Source organism: Pseudomonas cimarronensis (assembly GCF_049331905.1).
Classification (GTDB): Bacteria; Pseudomonadota; Gammaproteobacteria; order Pseudomonadales; family Pseudomonadaceae; genus Aquipseudomonas.
Map to the genome: position 1 here is coordinate 1731736 of NZ_CP186283.1, position 16757 is coordinate 1748492.

Sequence of the window (16757 nt, forward strand, 5' to 3'; positions counted from 1 at the left end):
AGAAGCCCCTTCCATGGCCCTGCCGTCTACCACCTACAAAATCGAGCTGAACCTCACCGACATGGACCGCAGCGTCTATGAAAACCTGCGTTTCACCGTGGCCCGTCACCCTTCGGAAACCGAAGAGCGGTTGGCGGCGCGTCTGGTGGCCTATGCCTTGTTCTATCACGAGCACCTGGCGTTCGGTCGCGGTCTGTCGGATGTGGACGAGCCGGCGCTGTGGGAAAAGAGCCTGGATGACCGTGTGCTGCATTGGATCGAAGTCGGCCAGCCGGACAGCGAGCGCATCACCTGGTGCTCGCGGCGTACCGAGAAGTTCAGCCTGGTGGCCTACGGCAACCTGCGCGTATGGCAGACCAAGGCGCTCGATCCAGTGCGCAGCCTGAAAAATATTAACGTCGTTGCCCTTGATCAGGAGGCCCTGGCCAAGCTGGCGCTGGATATGCCGCGTTCGCTGAACTGGAGCGTGATGATCAGCGATGGCGAGCTGTTCGTCACCGATGAGCGCGGCCAGCATGAGCTGCCTATTGAGTGGTTGGCTGGCGAGCGCTGAGTCGCTGGTGATCCTGTAGCCCGGATGCAATCCGGGGGCGGTTGATGTTTGTGCCCCGGATTGCATCCGGGCTACGTCGTTCAATTGCTGCTGCGTTTAAATTCCGGCGGGTTGCACCCGCCCTACAGATAAGAATGCCCATGCGTATCGAATCCCGCCCGCTGCCTGAAAACCTGCCTGATCTAGGCGCGCTGCCGCCACTGCTGACCCGCCTGTATGCCGCCCGTGGCGTGCAATCCGCTACCGAGCTGGATAAAGGCCTGGCGCGCTTGATTCCCTATCAGCAGCTCAAAGGCATGGACGCGGCAGTCGATTTGCTGGTGTTGGGGCTACAGCAAAGTCAGCGCATGCTGATCGTCGGCGACTTCGATGCCGATGGCGCCACCGCCAGCACGGTTGGCGTATTGGGCCTGCGTATGCTCGGCGCGGCACACGTCGATTATCTGGTGCCCAATCGTTTCGAATACGGCTACGGCCTGACCCCGGAAATCGTCGCGGTGGCGCTGGAGCGCGAGCCTCAGCTGTTGATCACTGTGGATAACGGCATTTCCAGCGTCGAGGGTGTGGCGGCGGCCAAGGCGGCGGGCTTGACCGTGCTGGTTACCGATCACCATTTGCCCGGTGCCGAGCTGCCGGCGGCGGATGCCATCGTCAATCCCAATCAGCCGGGCTGTGAGTTCCCCAGCAAGGCGTTGGCCGGCGTCGGCGTGATGTTCTATGTGTTGCTGGCCCTGCGTGCGCGGCTGCGGGAGATGGGCTGGTTTACTGCGCAGCGACCGGAGCCGAATCTCGGCGAGCTGCTGGATCTGGTGTCTCTGGGCAGTGTCGCCGACGTGGTGCCGCTGGATGCCAACAACCGCATTCTGGTGCATCAGGGCCTGGCGCGGATTCGAGCCGGGCGGGCGCGGCCGGGTTTGCGCGCGATTCTCGAAGTGGCTGGGCGTGATCATCGGCGCATCACCTCCACCGACCTGGGTTTTATCCTCGGTCCACGGCTGAATGCCGCGGGTCGGCTGGACGATATGGCGCTGGGCATCGAATGCCTGCTGTGCGAGGACGAGGCGCTGGCCCGTGACATGGCCGTGCAGCTGGATCAGCTCAATCAGGATCGCAAGGCCATCGAGCAGGGCATGCAGCGCGAAGCGCTGGCCCAGCTCAAGGACCTGCCGTTGCAAGACATGCCCTTCGGTCTGTGCCTGTTCGAGCCAGACTGGCACCAGGGGGTGATCGGTATTCTCGCCTCACGGATGAAAGAGCGTTATCACCGCCCAACCATCGCCTTTGCCGATGCTGGTGATGGCGTACTGAAGGGCTCGGCACGTTCGGTGCCGGGTTTTCATATTCGTGATGCACTGGATGCGGTCGCCGCCAAGCATCCTGAGCTGATCAGCAAGTTTGGCGGGCATGCTATGGCGGCTGGGCTGTCACTGCCGCAGGCGAATTTCGCCGCCTTTGCCGCCGCCTTCGATGCCGAAGTGCGCCGCCAGCTGTGTGAAGACGATCTGACCGGTCGTTTGTTGTCCGATGGTGCTCTGTCCATTGAAGAGTTCCATCTGCCGTTGGCCAAGGAACTGCGCAATGCCGGGCCTTGGGGGCAGCATTTTCCCGAGCCGCTGTTTCATGGCGTATTTCAGCTGGTGCAGCAGCGCGTGGTTGGCGAGCGACATCTCAAGGTGGTGCTGAAAAGCGAGTGCGGCAGCGTGCAGCTCGATGGCATTGCCTTTGGTGTGGACCGCGATATCTGGCCGAACCCGACGGTGCGCTGGGTCGAGCTGGCCTACAAGCTTGATGTCAATGAATACCGTGGGCAGGAAAGCGTGCAACTGCTGATCGCTCATATCAGCCCGCGTTGAGCCTAGCTCTGCGGTAATGGCGTGGCCGAACCGTCGGCCATGGCCCGCTCGCTAAGCTCATTCCAGCGTGCGAGAAACTCCGGTGGCTGGCTGACGCGCTGCGGGTTTTTCGCCAGAAATACGCCGTGATTATTGAAGGAATACACCGGCAGCAGATCGCCGCGCTCGCTAGCAGGGCGGATGCGCGGGTCGAGGTTGTCGAGTATCAGCGGCTGCGCACTGGGTGTCGGGTAGTAGGCCAGCACCATGTGTGCCTGCTGGGCGCTAAGCGCCTTGACGAAGGTCAGGCGCAGTTTTTCGCTGGGGACCCCCATGCGCACCAGGCTGAAGTATTTGGCGATGGCAAAATCTTCACAGTCCCCTTTGCCCAGGCTCAGCGTTTGCGCGGGGGTGGCCCAGTAATCATCCGCGCCCCAGGCTTGCTGGTCGCTGACGAAGCTGATCGAGCGATTGATGAAGTTGTTGACCCGCTCCAGCTGTTCACGCTCCTCGTCACCTGCCGAGTTGTCGAGCAGGCTGAGCCAGCTGGCCAGGCGTGCGTCACTCAGTGCCGTTGCTAGGGCGCTGTGCTGCGGTGGGGTCGCATCAGCCACCAGCAACGGGCTGAACAGCCAGCAACTGGCGAGCAGGCTGCGTAGCAGGCGATGTGCGGTGGAATGCGCCATGGGCGAAGTCTCTGGCGTCGGCTCTTGATAGCCTTTTGCCGTAGTGTTTTTCCGAAGTGCCATCCTATCGGCGCCAAATATAGAACGACCATGGCGAAAGTGTGAACGTGACCACTCTTTGACAGGTTTTGTGACGACTAACCGACGAACAGCCGCTTTTGCCGGCTTTTGGCAATCTTTCGAAGCACTCTGTTGTTAGGTGGGCGGAAACCTTGCTCTCTAGAATCGGTCTGTCTTGCCACACCATCTTTAAGGAGCGCGCGATGAATACCCGTGGATTGCTTGATCAGTTGCTGAAATCCGGCCAGGACCTGCTGCAGCAAAAGTCCGGTGGTGCCTCCGCCGGCGGCCTGGGTGGTCTGTTGGGCGGTGCGGCCAAAGGCGGGCAGGGTGGCGATCTCGGCACCTTGCTCAAGGGCGCTGGTGGAGGGGCGCTGGCTGCCGGTGCGTTAGGGCTGCTGCTGGGTAACAAGAGTGCGCGCAAGATGGGCGGCAAAGCCCTGACCTATGGCGGGCTGGCAGCGCTTGGCGTGATGGCCTACAAGGCCTACGGTAATTGGCAAGCACAACAGGCCAGTGCGCCGCAGGCCGAGCCGCAAACCCTGGACCGTCTGCCTGCTCCGCAGGCCGAGCTGCACAGCCAGGCGATTCTCAAAGCACTGGTCGGTGCCGCCAAGGCTGATGGGCATGTCGATGCCCGCGAGCGCCAACTGATCGAAGGCGAGCTGGTCAAGCTCACTCAGAATGATGCTGAGCTGCAGCATTGGCTGCAGGCTGAGCTGAACAAGCCGCTGGATCCAGTCGACATCGCCCGCGCGGCCAGCACGCCGGAAATGGCTGCGGAAATGTACGTGGCCAGTGTGCTGATGGTGGATGAAGAGCACTTTATGGAGCGCGCCTACCTGGAAGAGCTGGCCCGTCAGCTCAAACTCGACCCGGCGCTCAAGCGCGAGCTTGAAGCACAGGTGCGCCAGGAACTGGTGCAGGGCTAAGCCTGTACTGTTGAATTGAGGGTTCTGGCCGCTGCCCGGCGGCCTCCCTATAATCGGCGTTTTTCCCGCAATGGATGGATGCCCGATGCGCCGCATTTATACAAATTGTCTGCTGAGCCTGGCGATGGTTCTCTTCAGTTCGATGTTGCAGGCGGCGCCCGACGTGGCGTTGGCTCAGGTTCAACAGGCGCAGGTACAGGTGTTTCGCGCCAGCACGGACCTGTTCATTCATCGCGGTGAGGGTGGGCATGCCGAGCTGGCAGCCAAGGTGCAGGCTGATCTGGGCAAGTTGCGCGAAAGCCTGGCGACGCTGCAGGCGCAGCCCCTGACCGACTCGGCTCGACTGGCCATGCAACAGCTGCAAGCACCGCTGACAGCCTTTACCATGCTGGTTGAGCAGACGCTGGCCTACAAACCGGGCGAGCCGGACCTGCCGTGGGAATTCAACTTCCAGTACAGCAAGGCTCAGCGCGAGTTGGTCGCGGCCCTGGAAACCCTCGAGCAGCAATTACTCAAGGGCCTGGCGCAGCCATTATCGGCGGCCGAGCAGCGCTTGCAGAGCCTGCCGGCCAAGGTGCAATACCTGGCCGCGCGCTACACCGCTCGCGCTTATGTCGGCGACATTGAAACCCTGCCGGAACAACAGCAGCACTACCTGAATCAGGATATCGACGTGCTGGCCAAGCAGGTGGATGGCGAGTTGCTCAGTCTGGCGGGCGAACTAACCGATGCCCAGGCGCAACAGCGTCTACAGCGGGCAATGCCACGCTGGAAGTTCATCTACCCGCGCTTGCTGGATTACAGCGAAAATCTGGTGCCGTTGATCGTTGAGCGCCATGCTGCCGAGCTGTCTGACCAGTTGTTGCGGTTGCAGGGGCAGTAACCTCACTGTTGACGCGCAGAATGGAACATCGCGCAGTTCTTGCCGGCGTGTTTGGCGCGGTACAGCGACTGGTCGGCCAGCTCCAGGGTTTCCGCCATGTTGCTGCTGTCCAGCGGCCACAGGGCACCGCCGATGCTGCAGCCGATCTGCACCTGGTTGTCACCCAGGTCGATTGGCGCACGCAGGGCCAGCAGCGTGCGTTCGGCCACTTGCTGGGCCTGGGTCAGGGCTTCGTTGTTGGGCACCAGCAGTACCATGAGAAATTCATCGCCACCCAGGCGCGCGACCAGATCACCTTCGCGCAGGCAGCCGCGCAGGCGCATCGCCACCTCGCGCAGTAACTGATCGCCGGCCGCATGGCCGAACTGATCGTTAACCGGTTTGAAGCCGTCCAGGTCCAGGTAAAACAGGGCCAGGCAGTTGTTGTGGGCCTGGCTATGCTGTTGTGCGCGCGGCAGGTAGCTTTCCAGCGCCACACGGTTGGGCAGGCCAGTGAGTGCGTCGTGGTGGGCGAGGTTTTCCATCACACCAAGGGCGTTTTGCTGGTGGGTCAGGCTTTCCACCAGGTGGCGGATCGAGTTGCTCAGAATTTCGATCTCGCGGGTGCTTTTCAGCTCGGGAATCACGCTGATTTCACCGGCGCTAAGGCGGTCAGCGGCTTCGGCGATCTGCCGTAGCGGGCGGGTGAAGTAACCGGCGATCAGCCAGCCGAGCAGGGCGAAAATAATGGCCAGAGCACTGCCCCAGAGCAAGATGTTGCGCGTGGTGTCGCGGGCCGGTGCATAGGCTTCATCCAACGGTTGGCGGGCAATGACTGTCCAGCCCAGGCCGGGGTAGTCCAGGTGGCCCTGGCTGAGCGCAAGGCCGGTGAGGTACTCCCGGCCATCGGGCCACTTTTGCACGGCCCAGGTTTCCTGCTTCTCGGCAAGCTGATTGAGGGCCGGCAGGTGCAGGCGTTGGCCGATCATCTCCTTGGGCGCCAGGAGAATCGTGCGGTCCTTGCCAATCACGAAGAACTCGACATGGCGCCGTTGCTGGATTGGCTCAAGGATGGCCAGGCGCACTTCGTCAGCCCAGGCCCAGGACAAGTGTGAGGCCAACACGCCAACCAGGCTGCCATCGGCGGCGAATACCGGCAGGCTGATGTCGACGAACTTCATCGCTTCGCCTGTTGGGTTGGGCAGCAACTTGGCCAGCAACACGGCTTCGTGCACATCACCAATAAACTGTTTTTCCCGCGCTTCCAGGTACACCGGGCGCTGAGCGATGCTGGCACCTTCCAGAACCCCGTCGCTGGACGCCAGTACTGTGCCGTGTGCATCGGTGAAGCCGATCCAGGCGATGCTGGGGAATTCGCTCTGCAGGCGGTCGAGCAGTACGCGAACTTCGCTGATATCGTCCGGCTGACTCAGGGCGCGCAGCTTGCCGATCACCTGCAGCATGGCAGCGCGGCTCTGCATATCGCGGTCCAGGCGATCCACCATCATGAAAGCGATTTCGCTCAGATCGTGGCCAACTTCCTGGCGGATGCGTTGGCTGGCATCCTGGCCGATCAGGGTGCCGAGCAACCAGCTCAGGCTGGCGACAAGAAGGGCAATCAAAATAGCGAAACGGCTGCGCAGGCTGTGCGATGAACGCATGGCACGACGGCTCCTGTGGCGGTTGGCTGAGCGATAAGCGGTTTCAGTATAGTGCGCCGTTGGTCTGCGTTGCTGCGTATCACTGCTGATTGCAGGCTGCCAGGCGTGGGGTGACTGCGTTATACTCGCCGGCTTTTCCGAAAGTTTGACCTACGAGTGCTGCCAGCCATGGAAATCAACCCGATCCTTAATAGCATCAAGGACCTGTCCGAGCGCACCCAGACTATTCGGGGGTATCTTTGACTACGATCAAAAGCATGATCGTCTGGTCGAAGTAAACCGCGAACTCGAAGACCCCAACGTCTGGAACAAACCCGAATATGCCCAGAGCCTGGGCCGTGAGCGCGCCACGCTGGCGCAGATTGTCGAAACCATCGACGATCTGACCAGCAGTCTGGCCGATTCGCGTGACCTGCTCGATATGGCCGTCGAAGAAGACGATCAGGGCGCGGTCGATGATGTCGCCGCTGAAATCGAACGCTTGCGCGGCATCCTCGAAAAGCTGGAATTCCGCCGCATGTTCAGCCACGAGATGGACCCGAACAACTGCTACCTGGATATCCAGGCCGGTTCCGGCGGAACCGAGGCGCAAGATTGGGCCAACATCCTGCTGCGCATGTACCTGCGCTGGGCTGACAAGCGCGGTTTCAGTGCCGAGATCGTCGAGTTGTCCGAAGGTGAAGTCGCCGGCATCAAGGGCGCCACTGTGCATATCAAGGGCGAATACGCCTTCGGCTGGCTGCGTACCGAAATCGGTGTGCACCGCCTGGTGCGCAAGAGCCCGTTCGATTCCGGCGCTCGCCGCCACACCTCGTTCTCGGCGGTGTTCGTGTCGCCCGAGATCGACGACAAGGTCGAGATCGAGATCAACCCGTCCGACCTGCGCATCGACACCTACCGCTCCTCCGGCGCCGGTGGTCAGCACGTTAACACCACTGACTCGGCCGTACGTATCACCCACGTACCGACCAACACCGTGGTGGCGTGCCAGAACGAGCGCTCGCAGCATGCCAACAAGGACACCGCGATGAAAATGCTGCGGGCCAAGTTGTACGAGTTGGAAATGATGAAGCGCAACGCTGCGTCTCAGGCTCTGGAAGACTCCAAGTCGGATATCGGCTGGGGCCATCAGATCCGCTCCTATGTGCTTGATGACTCGCGCATCAAGGATCTGCGTACCGGCGTCGAGCGTAGCGATTGCCAGAAGGTGCTCGACGGCGACCTCGATCAGTACCTTGAGGCCAGCCTCAAGCAAGGCCTGTAATACCTTTCGATTCCGCCCTCCTGCCGAGGGCGGCAACGACCCCGTGATGGAAACCGATGACCATGAGCGACCAACAACTTGACCAGCACGCCTCTTCCCACGAAGACGGGCAGCACGAAGAAAACAAGCTGATTGCCCAGCGCAAGGAAAAGCTTGCCGCCATTCGTGAACAGGGCAATGCCTTCCCCAACGACTTCCGCCGCGACAACTACTGCGCCGACCTGCAGAAACAGTACGTCGACAAAAGCAAGGAAGAGCTTGAGGCCGCTGCCATCCCGGTCAAGGTGGCTGGGCGCATCATGCTCAACCGCGGCGCTTTTATGGTGATCCAGGACATGACCGGGCGTATCCAGGTCTATGTCAACCGCAAGACCTTGTCTGAAGAGACCCTGGCCGCGGTGAAAACCTGGGATATGGGCGACATCATCTCCGCCGTTGGTACCCTGGCGCGTTCCGGCAAGGGCGACCTGTACGTGGAAATGACCGACGTACGCCTGTTGACCAAATCCCTACGTCCGCTGCCGGACAAGCACCACGGCCTGTCTGACACCGAGCAGCGTTACCGCCAGCGCTACGTTGACCTGATCGTCAACGAAGACGTGCGCCAGACCTTCCGTGTGCGTTCGCAGGTGATCGCGCATATCCGCAGCTTCCTGATGAAGCGCGACTTCCTGGAAGTCGAAACGCCGATGCTGCAGACCATTCCCGGTGGCGCTGCGGCCAAGCCGTTCGAGACCCACCACAACGCCCTGGATATGCAGATGTTCCTGCGTATCGCGCCGGAGCTGTACCTCAAGCGGCTTGTTGTTGGCGGGTTTGAGAAAGTGTTTGAGATCAACCGCAACTTCCGTAACGAAGGCGTCTCGACTCGTCATAACCCTGAATTCACCATGTTGGAGTTCTATCAGGCTTACGCCGACTACGAAGACAACATGGACCTGACCGAGGAGCTGTTCCGCGAGCTGGCCATGGCGGTGCTCGGCAGCACCGACGTGCCCTACGGCGACAAGGTGTTCCACTTCGGTGAGCCGTTCGTGCGCCTGTCGGTGTTCGACTCGATCCTCAAGTACAACCCGGAAATCACCGCCGCCGACCTCACCGACATCGAGCGCGCGCGTGAGATCGCCAAGAAGGCCGGCGCCAAGGTGCTCGGCTTCGAAGGCCTGGGCAAACTGCAGGTGATGATTTTCGAAGAGCTGGTCGAGCACAAGCTGGAACAGCCGCACTTCATCACCCGTTACCCGTTCGAAGTCTCGCCGCTGGCCCGTCGCAGTGATGATGATCCGAGTGTGACCGACCGCTTCGAGCTGTTTATCGGCGGCCGTGAGATCGCCAACGCCTACTCCGAGTTGAACGACGCCGAAGACCAGGCTGCACGCTTTATGCAGCAAGTGGCCGACAAGGACGCCGGCGACGATGAAGCCATGCACTTCGATGCCGACTTTGTCCGCGCTTTGGAATACGGCATGCCGCCGACCGCCGGTGAGGGCATCGGCATCGACCGCCTGGTGATGTTGCTGACCAATTCACCGTCGATTCGCGACGTGATTCTGTTCCCGCACATGCGCCCGCAAGCCTGATGTTGCTAAGCCGCCTCCGGGCGGCTTTTTATTACCTGGTTTCTTAGCCAGCCATTTTTATGACCGCGCAGTGGATTAATTTTGCGATTTACTGACTAAGTCATTATTAATCGTGAACAAACGACAGAGGATCGTCTTGCTGTGACAGTCAAGCCCGCCCAAGAAAGCGCCACCCTGGTGGCCAACGCCGTTGCTGAGAGCGTGCAGTACCACGGCCGCAAAGCCAGCCGTCAGGGCAGTGAACAACGGCGTCAGGCTATTCTCGATGCCGCCATGCGCATCATCGTGCGCGACGGTGTGCGCGCTGTGCGCCACCGTGCGGTGGCTGCCGAAGCGGATGTGCCGTTGTCGGCGACCACGTATTACTTCAAAGACATCAACGACCTGATCACCGATACCTTCGCTCAGTTTGTCGAACGCAGTGCCGCGCACATGGGCCAGTTCTGGAGCGGCACCGAAGGGCTGCTGCGTGAGCAGGTCAGCCGTTTGGACGGCAGCGCCGAGGCGCGTCGTCGGCTGGCCAATGAGATTGCCCGGTTGGCTGTGGAGTACGTGCGCCAGCAATTGCTTACGCGGCGCGAGCATCTGTTGGCCGAGCAGGCCTTTCAGCAGGAAGCGCTGCTCAACCCGCGTTTGCATGGTTTGTTGCGGGCTCACCGGCAAATCCTGCTGCAAGGTGTGACGCACTTCTTCGAGGTGCTGGGCTCGCAGCAGGCCGAGCAGGATGCCAAGCTATTGACGGCGATTATTGTGCGCATGGAGTATCAGGGGCTGCTCGATGGTATCGACCATCTGGACAGTGAAGAGATGTTGGCCATGCTTAAACGTTATATGCATCTGGTACTGGGCCTCTAACCAACCTGGCCCGCTCAATCCGTTCACAAGGAGAGCTGAATGAACGCCTGGCGCGCGCTGCTTGCCGTGTCTTTCCTGTTACTGGGTGGCTGTCTGGTGACCTTCAAGGACCCGATACCGGCCAATGAGGCAGCCCCGATTCCCCTGCTTGGCGAGTGGTCACGCAAGAACGAGTGGGGGGAGCAGCTGTACCTGCAGATTACCCGCGCTGGTTCCAATGTGTACAAGGCGCGTGCCTATGTCGACAGCCTGGATAATCTCGACAGCGTTGAGGAGTACGGTTTCACCGTTGCCCACCATGGTCGGCGCTGGTACCTGTCCGCCGGGTTGCCGAAACGCATGGGGGCCAACTTTGCCATCGCTGGCTTCGAGCTGACCACCGGCAATGAGTTGGTGATCTACAACCTCGACGTCGACCGCATTCTCCAAGAGTTGGAGCAGGGTACGTTGCAGGGCGAGGTGATCGATGCCGCCGAAGGTGATGGTGTGCTGATCAGCAGCCCGCTGGAACAGGTGTTCAGCTACCTCGATGATCAGGCCAACTCGGATGTATTTATCGAAGTGGCGCGCTATCAGCGTGTAGGGGACTAGCAATGAACAGCCACACCGGTTTGGACGACTATCAACTGATCGTACGGGCCCTGTCTGACCGGATTGTCGAAGCGCAGACGCCGATCCGTGTGCTTGATGCGGTGAAGTGGGACGACTCGATTCGCAGTGAGTTTCTCAAGCACAAGGGCAAGCAGTTGCCCAAGGTGGATCGCGAGTATTACGCCAGCCGGCCCTTGGCGTTCGAGGCCGCCGCGAAGAAGCTGGAGTTCCAGAATATCGAGCGCGATATCACCCGCCAGTTGGGCCAGTTCAATCCGGTTGGGCAGATCATGCGCCGCATGTGCCGCGAGTACCGCATGGTTATCCGCATGCTCGAAGCGCGCGGCACCGAGGACTTTGGCCTGATCAGCCAGGAGCTGTATGGCGCCGCTTCCGATGCCTTCCATGCCGGCGATCCGACCCTGGCCGACCTGGGCATGATGTTTTCCGATTTTCTCAACAACATCGACAAGCGCGGTGACCTCAAGGACGAAGCCAAGAACCTCAATGCCAAGGAAGCAGTCAACCTGCTGCAGCAGCGCCTGAACAAGGTGTTTGGCGAGGAGGAGGGCACCATTCGTGTGTTCGAGTCCGACGGTATCCTCGCTGATGCCGCCGCCGGGGCCGATTACATCAAGATCCGCAGCGACGCGATGTTCAACGAACGCGATGTGCGTGCCCTGGAAGTGCACGAAGGCCTGGTGCACGTGGCCACCACCCTGAATGGGCTGAACCAGCCGGTCTGTACCTTTCTGGCCAAGGGCCCGCCCTCGTCCACGGTGACTCAGGAAGGTCTGGCGATCCTGATGGAGGTGATCACCTTCGCTTCCTACCCAACCCGTTTGCGCAAGCTGACCAACCGCACCCGCGCTATTCACATGGCCGAGGAGGGCGCGGATTTCCTCCAGGTGTTCGATTTCTACCGCGAGCAGGGCTTCAGCCAGGAGCAGAGTTACAGCAATGCCAACCGCGTGTTCCGTGGCTCTACCCCCGTTGGCCTGCCTTTCACCAAGGACCTGTCCTACCTGAAAGGCTTCATCATGATTTACAACTACATCCAGCTGGCCGTGCGCAAAGGCAAGCTGGAGCAGATCCCGCTGCTGTTCTGCGGCAAGACCACCCTGGAAGACATGCGCACCCTGCGCCAATTGGTGGATGAAGGGTTGGTGACACCGCCCAAGTATCTGCCGCCGCAATTCAGCGACCTCAACTCGCTGTCGGCCTGGATGTGTTTCTCCAACTTCCTCAATCACCTCAGCCTGGACCGCATCGAAGCGGACTACGCCAATATCCTCTGACGCGCCCGCTGCGTCACCCGTAGGAGCCAGCTGGCTGGCGATCGGTTGTTCAGTTTGGTGAACGGATCGCCAGCAAGCTGGCTCCTACAATATCCCTTCATTATTCGTGGAGCCTGCCATGCCCAGCCATCAACTCGACTACGAAATCCTCGGCGCCTCCGCGCAGAGTGTGGAGATCATCCTCGATTTGGGCGAAACGGTAATCGCCGAAGCCGGGGTAATGAATTACATGACTGACGGCATTCGCTTTGAAACGCGCATGGGCGATGGCGCGGCCACGGGTGTACTGGGCAAGTTGTGGAGCGCCGGAAAACGCATGCTCACGGGGGAGTCACTGTTTATGACGCACTTCTCCAATGCCGGTAAAACCCAGGCGCGGGTGGCCTTTGCCGCGCCTTATCCCGGCACGGTGGTGCCGATTCAGCTAGCCGAACATGGCGGCACGCTGATCTGTCAGAAGGACGCCTTTCTTTGCGCCGCCTATGGCACGGCAGTCGGCATCAGCTTCAACAAGCGTCTGGGCGCCGGTTTCTTCGGCGGTGAGGGGTTTATCCTGCAGAAGCTTGAGGGCGATGGCCTGGCGTTTGTGCACGCCGGCGGTACGGTGATCCGTAAGCAGCTGAATAACGAAACCCTGCGCCTGGACACCGGCTGCCTGGTGGCGTTTAGCAGCGGCATCGACTACGACATTGCCCTGGCTGGTGGTCTGAAAAGCATGCTGTTCGGTGGCGAAGGCATTCTGCTGGCCACGCTCAAGGGCACCGGAACCGTGTGGGTGCAGAGCCTGCCGTTCTCGCGCCTGGCCGAGCGCATCTACGAGGCCACGTTCAAGGCCCGCGAAGAAGTCCGTGCCGGCGGCAAGTGATGCGGCAATCTGGGGCTTTGCAGGCGCATGGGTTTGTAGCAAGCTGCGCCGCCTGTTGCTCAGCCCGCCAACTGATAACTCCGAGAACCTGTTATGAGTGAAGTAAACCCTATCCCGCTGATCCTTACCGCTGTTGGCAGCATCTGCGCCACGGTGGCCGTGCTCGGTTACTACGGTTATCTGCATGTGGCCAAGCCGGAAGATGCCCTGCTGCTGGCCGAGTTCACCATGCTCAAGACCGTGCCGGGCGAGGACTACAAGGTCTCGGTCAAACCTGCCAGCCAGGTCGCCCAGTGCATCGACGGCGTGCTGGTGCTGTTTGACCTAGAGCAAAAGGGCCTCAGCGGTGTGCTGGTGGATCAGCGCAAGCAGGCCGTGCGTTGCAGCGAAGGCCAATAGTTTTAGCCAGCCTGTTTTTGCTGCTCGCTAAGGCGCTGTAGATGTCGGCGCGACAGGGCAAGAAAGCGCGGTGTCAGGCCGATGTCTTCATACAGTGGATCACCCTGTTCATCGGTGGCAACCACCTTGCTGCCCTTGACGTAGGGCAGGCTGGCCTCCAGCTCATCAAGTGCCGCGCCGAGCAATTCGCCCAATAGCTCTTCAACGTGGTGCTTGGGGTACATCTCCTGCAAGGCCGCCAGGCGCGCGGCGGCCTCCAGATCAAGCCTTATCTGATAAGGCGTTGTGCTCAGCCGCCCCTGGGCGTTTTCCTGCCAGTGCTGAACCAGCTCGCGAATCTTCATGATTGCCTCGTGTCTGTTCCATGCCCGCCGAGTCAGTCTGCGCCGGGCTTGCCTAACTAAGACTAGTGCCTGCCCTTATAAGTGCGGGCAAGGCGTCGCGCACTTGTAAGAAGTTGGCGCGCTGGGCACTCTGGGCACAGGATCAGTGGAGGCAATAGTCATGGCAGAAATCGACGCGCGCCTGCGCGAGGACGTTCACCAACTCGGCGAACTCCTGGGTAACACCATCAGCCTGCAACACGGTGCAGCTTTTCTCGACAAGATTGAACGTATTCGCAAGGGCGCCAAGGCCTCGCGCCGAGGCTCGCAAGAAGGCGCTGAGCAACTCAGTGCAACCCTGAACCAACTGGATGATGACGAACTGTTGCCCGTGGCGCGAGCGTTCAACCAGTTCCTCAACCTGGCCAATATCGCCGAGCAGTATCACCGCGTGCGGCGCCGCGCACCGGATGAGCCGGAGCCATTCGAAGACAATATCCTTGCCGATCTGCTTCAGCGTCTCTCGGCCCACGGCCACAAGGGCGAAGCGCTGGCCCGCCAGGTTGGTCGGTTGGATATCGAACTGGTGCTGACGGCGCATCCCACCGAGGTGGCGCGGCGCACCCTGATTCAGAAATACGATGCCATCGCCGAGCAGTTGGCGGCTGGCGACCACAGTGACCTTTCTGCGGGTGAGCGTGAGCAGGTCAAGCAACGCCTGCAGCGGTTGATTGCTGAGGCCTGGCACACCGAAGAAATTCGCCGCAGCCGGCCCAGCCCGGTGGATGAAGCCAAGTGGGGTTTTGCGGTGATCGAGCATTCGCTCTGGCACGCCATTCCCAATGTGCTGCGCAAGGCCGATCAGGTACTGCACAGCGCCACTGGGTTGCACCTGCCGCTGGATGCCGCGCCGATTCGTTTTGCTTCCTGGATGGGCGGCGACCGCGACGGCAACCCGAATGTCACGGCCAGTGTCACCCGCGATGTGCTCCTGCTGGCCCGCTGGATGGCGGCGGATCTGTACCTGAGGGATGTCGACAACCTGGCTGCCGAGCTGTCCATGCAACAGGCCAGTCCGGCATTGCTGGCGCGGGTCGGCGAGAGCGCTGAGCCCTATCGCAGCCTGCTCAAACAGCTGCGTGAGCGCCTGCGCGCCACTCGCAGCTGGGCTCAGGCCGCGTTGCATGAGCAGATCCCTGCGTCCGCCGCTGTGTTGCAGGACAACCGCGAGCTACTTGAGCCGCTGACCCTGTGTTATCAGTCGCTGCATGAGTGCGGCATGGGCGTGATTGCCGATGGCCCGCTGCTCGATTGCCTGCGCCGTGCGGCGACCTTCGGGCTGTTTCTGGTGCGCCTGGATGTGCGTCAGGATTCCAGTCGCCATGCTGCGGCCATGAGTGAAATCACCGATTACCTCGGCCTGGGGCGTTACGCCGAGTGGGATGAAGAAGCGCGCCTGGCGTTTCTGCTGCAAGAGCTGGAAAACCGCCGACCACTGCTGCCGGGGCATTTCAAGCCCAGTGGTGAAACCGAAGAGGTGTTGGCGACTTGCCGTGAAGTGGCGCGGGCACCGGCGGCGTCCCTGGGTTCCTACGTGATCTCCATGGCCGGTGCAGCCTCCGATGTGCTGGCGGTGCAACTGCTGCTTAAAGAAGCCGGGTTGCAACGACCGATGCGCGTGGTGCCGCTGTTTGAAACCCTGGCCGATCTGGACAATGCCGGCCCGGTGATCAGCCAGCTGTTGGCGCTGCACGGCTACCGCGCGCGGCTACATGGGCCGCAGGAAGTGATGATCGGCTATTCCGATTCGGCCAAGGATGCCGGCACCACGGCAGCAGCCTGGGCGCAGTATCGCGCGCAGGAAACCCTGGTGCAGGTGTGCCGTGAGCAGCAGGTCGAGTTGCTGTTGTTCCATGGTCGTGGTGGCACGGTGGGGCGTGGCGGTGGCCCGGCGCATGCGGCGATCCTGTCGCAGCCGCCCGGTTCGGTGGCGGGGCGCTTCCGCACCACCGAGCAGGGTGAAATGATTCGTTTCAAATTCGGCCTGCCGGATATCGCCGAGCAAAACCTCAATCTGTACCTGGCGGCGGTGCTGGAAGCCACCTTGTTGCCGCCGCCAAGCCCGGAGCCGGCCTGGCGCGAGTTGATGGACAAACTGGCCAGCGATGGCGTCAGTGCCTACCGCGCAGTGGTGCGTGAACATCCCCAGTTTGTGGCCTATTTCCGCCAGGCCACGCCGGAGCAGGAGCTGGGCCGATTGCCGCTGGGCAGCCGTCCGGCCAAGCGCCGCGAGGGTGGGGTGGAGAGTCTGCGCGCCATTCCATGGATCTTTGCCTGGACCCAAACGCGCCTGATGCTACCCGCCTGGCTGGGCTGGGAAGCAGCATTGAACAACGCCCTGCAACGCGGCGAAGGCGAGCTGCTGGCGCAGATGCGCGCGCAGTGGCCGTTTTTCCGTACGCGCATCGACATGCTGGAAATGGTGCTGGCCAAGGCCGACGAGTCGATTGCCCTGTTGTACGACCAGCGCCTGGTCGAGCCGGCCCTGCAACCGCTGGGTGCGCATTTGCGCGGCCTATTGTCGCAGGCGGTGGTTGCGGTGCTGGGTCTGACTGGTCAGTCGCAGCTGTTGGCGCACAGCCCGGAAACCCTGGAGTCGATCAGCGTGCGTAACACCTATCTGGACCCGTTGCACCTGCTCCAGGCTGAGCTGCTGGCGCGTTCACGGTCACGTGATAATCAGGCTGACAGCCCTCTGGAACAGGCTCTGCTGGTCAGTGTGGCGGGTATCGCGGCGGGGTTGCGCAACACCGGGTGAGGCGAGTGGCCGAGCCTGCCAGCGTATTGTGCCGCAGGCCCGGCAGGTCGCCGGCAGCGCTGCCTGGCGGCTGCCTTGGTCGTAGGCGTATCCGACTTTCGGTGGCTTGTGCGCTATGGGTGCGCTGTGTATCTTGAGCGGCCTTTCGGCACTCTGGCCCATGTTGGCAGCGCTGCCT

The 16757-nt window shown here is 61.3% G+C and carries 15 protein-coding genes; 12 read left to right on the top strand and 3 right to left on the bottom strand.

Going from position 1 to position 16757, the window contains the following annotated elements; genetic code table 11:
* Positions 1-13: 13 nt before the first annotated feature.
* Positions 14-553, top strand: coding sequence for a YaeQ family protein (locus tag ACOCLD_RS08030; RefSeq protein WP_233683987.1), 540 nt, complete (start codon positions 14-16; stop codon positions 551-553).
* Between the two features lie 140 nt (positions 554-693).
* Positions 694-2406, top strand: a complete 1713-nt coding sequence (gene recJ / locus ACOCLD_RS08035; RefSeq protein ID WP_422911500.1) for a single-stranded-DNA-specific exonuclease RecJ — start codon at positions 694-696, stop codon at positions 2404-2406.
* A gap of 2 nt (positions 2407-2408) precedes the next feature.
* On the opposite strand, the gene ACOCLD_RS08040 is transcribed toward recJ, so the two are convergent.
* Positions 2409-3071: a transglutaminase-like cysteine peptidase gene (locus ACOCLD_RS08040; protein ID WP_422911501.1), complete on the bottom strand. Its 663-nt coding sequence runs from the start codon at positions 3069-3071 to the stop codon at positions 2409-2411.
* Positions 3072-3334: 263 nt separating this feature from the next.
* Here ACOCLD_RS08040 and ACOCLD_RS08045 point away from each other — a divergent pair, with 263 nt between their 5' ends.
* Both ACOCLD_RS08045 and ACOCLD_RS08050 read left to right on the top strand, forming a co-directional pair.
* Positions 3335-4063 (top strand): tellurite resistance TerB family protein, encoded by a 729-nt coding sequence (locus ACOCLD_RS08045; protein WP_422911502.1) that lies wholly within the window; start codon positions 3335-3337, stop codon positions 4061-4063.
* Positions 4064-4148: 85 nt separating this feature from the next.
* Positions 4149-4946 (top strand): hypothetical protein, encoded by a 798-nt coding sequence (locus ACOCLD_RS08050; RefSeq protein WP_422911503.1) that lies wholly within the window; start codon positions 4149-4151, stop codon positions 4944-4946.
* 2 nt (positions 4947-4948) lie between these two features.
* Here ACOCLD_RS08050 and ACOCLD_RS08055 read toward each other — a convergent pair whose 3' ends face one another.
* Positions 4949-6586 (bottom strand): diguanylate cyclase domain-containing protein, encoded by a 1638-nt coding sequence (locus tag ACOCLD_RS08055; RefSeq protein ID WP_422911504.1) that lies wholly within the window; start codon positions 6584-6586, stop codon positions 4949-4951.
* A gap of 168 nt (positions 6587-6754) precedes the next feature.
* Here ACOCLD_RS08055 and prfB point away from each other — a divergent pair.
* From prfB to ACOCLD_RS08090, 7 genes are all read left to right on the top strand, one after another.
* Positions 6755-7850 (top strand): peptide chain release factor 2 gene (gene prfB, locus ACOCLD_RS08060; RefSeq protein WP_422911505.1). Its coding sequence is split into 2 segments (ribosomal slippage): positions 6755-6826 and positions 6828-7850, totalling 1095 coding nucleotides; the frame shifts between segments, so codons are not numbered across the junction.
* A gap of 62 nt (positions 7851-7912) precedes the next feature.
* Positions 7913-9430 (top strand): lysine--tRNA ligase, encoded by a 1518-nt coding sequence (gene lysS, locus ACOCLD_RS08065; protein WP_422911506.1) that lies wholly within the window; start codon positions 7913-7915, stop codon positions 9428-9430.
* Between the two features lie 141 nt (positions 9431-9571).
* Complete coding sequence (locus ACOCLD_RS08070) at positions 9572-10285, top strand: TetR/AcrR family transcriptional regulator (protein ID WP_422911507.1); 714 nt, start codon at positions 9572-9574, stop codon at positions 10283-10285.
* 39 nt (positions 10286-10324) lie between these two features.
* Positions 10325-10876: a hypothetical protein gene (locus tag ACOCLD_RS08075; RefSeq protein ID WP_233683996.1), complete on the top strand. Its 552-nt coding sequence runs from the start codon at positions 10325-10327 to the stop codon at positions 10874-10876.
* Positions 10877-10878: 2 nt separating this feature from the next.
* Positions 10879-12174: a flavohemoglobin expression-modulating QEGLA motif protein gene (locus tag ACOCLD_RS08080; RefSeq protein WP_233683997.1), complete on the top strand. Its 1296-nt coding sequence runs from the start codon at positions 10879-10881 to the stop codon at positions 12172-12174.
* Positions 12175-12292: 118 nt separating this feature from the next.
* The gene (locus ACOCLD_RS08085; protein ID WP_422911508.1) at positions 12293-13039 is read left to right on the top strand and encodes a TIGR00266 family protein; all 747 of its coding nucleotides are present in this window, start codon (positions 12293-12295) and stop codon (positions 13037-13039) included.
* A 93-nt stretch (positions 13040-13132) separates the two neighbouring features.
* A complete protein-coding gene (locus ACOCLD_RS08090; protein ID WP_257777861.1) occupies positions 13133-13438 on the top strand; it encodes a hypothetical protein in 306 nt (101 codons plus the stop codon).
* Positions 13439-13440: 2 nt separating this feature from the next.
* On the opposite strand, the gene ACOCLD_RS08095 is transcribed toward ACOCLD_RS08090, so the two are convergent.
* On the bottom strand, positions 13441-13782 hold the full coding sequence (locus ACOCLD_RS08095) for a pilin assembly protein (RefSeq protein WP_422911509.1): 342 nt from the start codon (positions 13780-13782) through the stop codon (positions 13441-13443).
* Between the two features lie 160 nt (positions 13783-13942).
* On the opposite strand from ACOCLD_RS08095, the gene ppc reads away from it, so the two are divergent.
* Positions 13943-16579 carry a phosphoenolpyruvate carboxylase gene (gene ppc, locus ACOCLD_RS08100; protein WP_422911510.1) on the top strand — a complete coding sequence of 879 codons (2637 nt, stop codon included), beginning with the start codon at positions 13943-13945 and terminating at the stop codon, positions 16577-16579.
* The last annotated feature ends 178 nt before the right edge of the window (positions 16580-16757 follow it).

Excerpts from the sequence above, each read along its gene's own strand:
- ACOCLD_RS08050 (WP_422911503.1), top strand. The coding sequence starts at position 4,149 with ATGCGCCGCATTTATACAAATTGTCTGCTGAGCCTGGCGATGGTTCTC.
- recJ (WP_422911500.1), top strand. The coding sequence starts at position 694 with ATGCGTATCGAATCCCGCCCGCTGCCTGAAAACCTGCCTGATCTAGGC.
- ACOCLD_RS08075 (WP_233683996.1), top strand. The coding sequence starts at position 10,325 with ATGAACGCCTGGCGCGCGCTGCTTGCCGTGTCTTTCCTGTTACTGGGT.
- ACOCLD_RS08090 (WP_257777861.1), top strand. The coding sequence starts at position 13,133 with ATGAGTGAAGTAAACCCTATCCCGCTGATCCTTACCGCTGTTGGCAGC.
- ACOCLD_RS08040 (WP_422911501.1), bottom strand. The coding sequence starts at position 3,071 with ATGGCGCATTCCACCGCACATCGCCTGCTACGCAGCCTGCTCGCCAGT.
- ACOCLD_RS08045 (WP_422911502.1), top strand. The coding sequence starts at position 3,335 with ATGAATACCCGTGGATTGCTTGATCAGTTGCTGAAATCCGGCCAGGAC.
- ACOCLD_RS08095 (WP_422911509.1), bottom strand. The coding sequence starts at position 13,782 with ATGAAGATTCGCGAGCTGGTTCAGCACTGGCAGGAAAACGCCCAGGGG.
- ACOCLD_RS08055 (WP_422911504.1), bottom strand. The coding sequence starts at position 6,586 with ATGCGTTCATCGCACAGCCTGCGCAGCCGTTTCGCTATTTTGATTGCC.
- ACOCLD_RS08085 (WP_422911508.1), top strand. The coding sequence starts at position 12,293 with ATGCCCAGCCATCAACTCGACTACGAAATCCTCGGCGCCTCCGCGCAG.
- lysS (WP_422911506.1), top strand. The coding sequence starts at position 7,913 with ATGAGCGACCAACAACTTGACCAGCACGCCTCTTCCCACGAAGACGGG.
- ppc (WP_422911510.1), top strand. The coding sequence starts at position 13,943 with ATGGCAGAAATCGACGCGCGCCTGCGCGAGGACGTTCACCAACTCGGC.
- ACOCLD_RS08080 (WP_233683997.1), top strand. The coding sequence starts at position 10,879 with ATGAACAGCCACACCGGTTTGGACGACTATCAACTGATCGTACGGGCC.
- ACOCLD_RS08030 (WP_233683987.1), top strand. The coding sequence starts at position 14 with ATGGCCCTGCCGTCTACCACCTACAAAATCGAGCTGAACCTCACCGAC.